This is a genomic window from Sphingopyxis indica, assembly GCF_900188185.1.
GTDB lineage: Bacteria > Pseudomonadota > Alphaproteobacteria > Sphingomonadales > Sphingomonadaceae > Sphingopyxis > Sphingopyxis indica.
The window spans coordinates 1-3,264 of the sequence record NZ_FZPA01000033.1 but is presented as its reverse complement, the minus strand read 5'-3'; the positions used below and the strand labels follow the sequence as shown (position 1 = coordinate 3,264).

Annotated in this window: 4 protein-coding genes; 3 read left to right on the top strand and 1 reads right to left on the bottom strand. The window is 56.1% G+C overall.

Annotated features, from left to right (window positions below):
- Positions 1–214 precede the first annotated feature (214 nt).
- A complete protein-coding gene (locus CHB69_RS19520; protein WP_089217556.1) occupies positions 215–1,087 on the bottom strand; it encodes a LysR family transcriptional regulator in 873 nt (290 codons plus the stop codon).
- A 101-nt stretch (positions 1,088–1,188) separates the two neighbouring features.
- Here CHB69_RS19520 and CHB69_RS19515 point away from each other — a divergent pair, with 101 nt between their 5' ends.
- The 3 genes from CHB69_RS19515 (at position 1,189) to CHB69_RS19505 (ending at position 3,193) form a co-directional block, all read left to right on the top strand.
- Entirely contained in the window at positions 1,189–1,596 is a 408-nt protein-coding gene (locus CHB69_RS19515) for a DoxX family protein (protein WP_089217555.1), read from the top strand.
- Positions 1,597–1,750: 154 nt separating this feature from the next.
- The gene (gene wrbA, locus CHB69_RS19510; RefSeq protein ID WP_021316557.1) at positions 1,751–2,350 is read left to right on the top strand and encodes an NAD(P)H:quinone oxidoreductase; all 600 of its coding nucleotides are present in this window, start codon (positions 1,751–1,753) and stop codon (positions 2,348–2,350) included.
- A 60-nt stretch (positions 2,351–2,410) separates the two neighbouring features.
- Positions 2,411–3,193 (top strand): glutathione S-transferase family protein, encoded by a 783-nt coding sequence (locus tag CHB69_RS19505; protein ID WP_089217554.1) that lies wholly within the window; start codon positions 2,411–2,413, stop codon positions 3,191–3,193.
- The last annotated feature ends 71 nt before the right edge of the window (positions 3,194–3,264 follow it).

The window sequence follows — 3,264 nt, the reverse complement described above, 5'->3', positions numbered from 1 at the left end:
CTTTGGTTCGTTGCAAAACCGCTGAATCAACGACTTGGGCGCGCGTCAAGCTAACCCGCTGACACCACTCAACTTAATTTCGGATCAGGCTCTAAACGGGGGCAACACCAACGACGATGTTCATCGATGAGCGCATGGGCAGTTGAAATGGAGTAGAGATGCGACGGTGAAGAGATGACATTTCGCTTTCGAGCAGTTCTGCCTACCGGCCAATTCAATGGACGGGATCGAGGGCTGCCTTCTTGTCACGCAACGTCTTAATTACCGCGTCCATGACCGCTCGAATGCGGGGCATGTCACGCATGTCGCTGTGTACGCCCAGCCAGATGTCACGAGTTAGGTTCGGTACATCCTGCTTCAAGCGGACAAGGCCAGGTTCTTCCTCAGCATAGTAGCAGGCGAAGGCGGCTATACCAATTCCAGACTTTGCAGCCCAGACTTGAACGTCTCGGCTATTGGAACGCAATGCTACCTCGGCGTTGGGAAACTGGGCGTGCAGCCACTTTGCTTCGGGAAGGTGGGCTTGATCGTCGAGCACTGTGATCACGCGTGCTTCGACAAGCGCTTCGGCTTCTAGCCATTTTGGGCTCGCATAGAGACCCAGCGCGAGCGAACCGACTTTCCTTGCGACCACTTCATGCCCTTCGAAGCGCGATAGGCGTAATGCTATGTCAGCTTCACGTTTGGAAAGGCTGAGTGATCGCGTATCGGGTACAAGCTCAACGATTATCCCCGGGTGCCTTTCCTGCAAGGCCGCCAAGGCGGGCACGACAAGCTGAGCAGCCAACGTATCGACCGTCGTCATCCGCACCACACCCTCAAGGGCTACGTCCCGCCCCGTAATCGTTCTCTCGGCTGACAGCACTTCGACTTCGATCCGCTCAGCATTGCTGAGCACGCTCTGACCAAGTGGAGTCAGGGCAAAACGTCCAGGCAACCGTTGCAGCAGGCGAGCACCGGTTCGGCTTTCCATCGCGGCAAGCCTGCGCCCCATAGTCGGCTGGGTTACGCCCAATGCTCGGGCAGCGCCGGACAATGTTCCGTGGCGGGCAATAGCGAGAAAGGTGCGGAGGTCGTCCCAGTCCATCCCCAATTATACGAAAACGCATGGACGCTAGTCAATATTTGAGAATTTCATGCCCGTTCGATGAGAGGTAGGAGGTCGCCAACGACATTGGAGGTTCAGCAATGACACAATCTCAAACGGCTTCGCGTGCTATCGCCCTGCTGCGGGTCGCGAGTGGAGGCTTTCTCCTCACTCACGGGCTGATCAAGGTATTCGTATTTACGCCGGCAGGCACTGTCGGCTTTTTTGAGAGCATCGGTTTCCCCGGAATTCTGGCCTATCCGGTCATGGCTGGTGAGGTCGTGCTCGGTTTGGCGCTTGTGTTGGGTTTTATGACACGATGGGCGGCGCTTGCCGCGTTGCCGATCCTGCTTGGTTCGATCATACCGCATGCGGGCAATGGCTTGCTCTTTTCCAATCCGGGCGGCGGTTGGGAATTTCCGGTCTTCTGGTCGCTTGTCCTGATTGTGCAGTCCATGCTCGGCGATGGCGCCTATGCCCTGGGCGATCCCACGAAGCGCAACGGCTAACGCGTTATTGAGGCCACCGTTCGTGTACGCACGAAACATCGGTCCGAACGCGGCCTCAACCCAGCTCGATGCGTGCAACACCCACCGCGCATTTCATTGAGATTCCTGCGCCTTCGTAAACTGACCAGCCCTCACTTCGAAAGGAAGTTACCCCATGCCTAAAGTTCTTGTTCTTTATTACTCGACCTACGGCCATATCGAAAACATGGCTGAAGCTGTCGCTGCGGGTGCCCGCGAGGCGGGGGCCATCGTGGACATCAAGCGCGTGCCCGAAACGGTGCCCGAAGACGTCGCAAGGGGCGCACATTTTAAGCTTGAGCAAGCCGCCCCTGTTGCAACGGTGGACGATCTCGAGAACTACGATGCGATCGTCATCGGCACCGGCACGCGCTTTGGCCGGCTATCCTCTCAAATGGCTGCATTCCTCGATCAGGCTGGCGGCCTTTGGGCACGTGGCGCGCTCAACGGCAAGGTCGGTGCAGCGTTCACTTCGACCGCTTCGCAACATGGCGGACAAGAAACCACCCTGTTCTCGCTCATCACCAACATGCTGCATTTCGGCATGACCATCGTTGGACTTGATTACGGGTTCGCCGGCCAGATGGGTCACGACAAAGTCCGAGGGGGTGCGCCGTACGGCGCGACAACGATTGCCGGAGGAGATGGCAGCCGTCAGCCGGACGAGGAAGAACTTGCCGGTGCCCGTTATCTCGGAGCACGCGTCGCAAGGACCGCCGAGAAACTGTCTGACTGACACTCGGCTTGACCGGGTCGCATTTCGCTTGCGGCCCGGTCACAATTGGAGGATCGACTTATGGGCTTGCTGATCGACGGTGTCTGGCATGATCAATGGTATGATACCCAGTCAACAGGCGGGCGGTTCGTCCGCAAGGATAGCGCTTTTCGCAACTGGATAACGGCTGACGGCAAGCCTGGTCCGACCGGCGAAGGCGGTTTCGTGGCCGAAGCGGGGCGCTATCATCTTTACGTCAGCTTGGCCTGTCCATGGGCTCACCGCACCTTGATCATGCGCACGCTCAAGGGGTTGGAGGGCATGATAGGTGTTTCTGTGGTCCATTGGTTTATGGGCGAGAACGGCTGGACTTTTGAAAGGGATAGTGACGGTCTTGTCGGTGATAATCTGGGCGAGGCGAATTTTCTCTACGAGATCTATATAAAGGCAAACCCATCCTACACTGGTCGCGTTACAGTTCCGGTGCTGTGGGATAAAGCGCAACAAACCATTGTTTCGAATGAGTCTTCAGAGATTATTCGAATGTTCAATAACGCATTCGACGCTGTTGGCGCAGCAAAGGGAGACTACTACCCTAATATACGTCGCCAAAAAATCGATGACCTGAACAAGAGAATTTACGAAACTCTCAATAACGGCGTCTACAAATCTGGTTTTGCTACGACCCAGGACGCTTACGAAGAGGCGGTTGTCCCACTTTTTGATACGCTCGACTGGCTTGAAGACACGCTCTCTTCCCAGAGATATCTCACCGGCGATGTGATAACCGAGGCTGATTGGCGGCTATTTACAACGCTGGTGCGGTTTGATTCGGTCTATGAGCCTGATCCGAAATTAAGTTGAGTGGTGTCAGCGGGTTAGCTTGACGCGCGCCCAAGTCGTTGATTCAGCGGTTTTGCAACGAACCAAAGGAA